This is a genomic window from Paenibacillus sp. A3, assembly GCF_001399685.1.
Classification (GTDB): domain Bacteria; phylum Bacillota; class Bacilli; order Paenibacillales; family NBRC-103111; genus Paenibacillus_G.
Map to the genome: position 1 here is coordinate 1 of NZ_JTHN01000434.1, position 538 is coordinate 538.

The 538-nt window shown below is 54.1% G+C and carries 1 protein-coding gene; it reads right to left on the reverse strand.

Annotated elements, in window-relative coordinates; translation table 11 throughout:
• Window positions 1-538, reverse strand: a 538-nt coding sequence (locus QJ48_RS35210) for an ABC transporter permease (protein ID WP_157261894.1), incomplete at both ends; no start/stop codon positions are given.

The window sequence follows — 538 nt, forward strand, 5'->3', positions numbered from 1 at the left end:
TGAACGGATACCAAGGCGCATTGTTCAGAATCGTCAAGCTTTGAGCACTTTGCAGTAAATTCCCCCAGCTCGCGGTAGGCGGCTGAATCCCCAGACCGAGGAAGCTGAGGCTGGACTCCGTCAAAATCATGCTTCCCATCTGCAGCGTTGCGGAGACGATGACCGGAGCGATGGCGTTGGGCAAAATATGCACGAAAATAATCCGGAAATCCGACATGCCGATCGTCCGCGCCGCATCGACGAACTCGCGGTTTTTGACCGAAAGGATTTGCCCTCGCAGGAGCCTCGCCTTGGACATCCAGCCGAATACGACGAACACGACGATAATATTGAATAAGCTCGGCTTCAGGACGGTAACGACCGTGATCAGAACGAAGAAGCTCGGAAAGGCCAGCAACATATCGACGATCCGCATCAGAAAGCCGTCGACTTTCCCACCGTAATAACCGGCCAGCGAGCCTACGGTAATTCCGATCAGCAGGTTAAGGATAACGGAAAAAATCGCCACGGAGAGCGATACCCGGGCACCGTAAAGCAC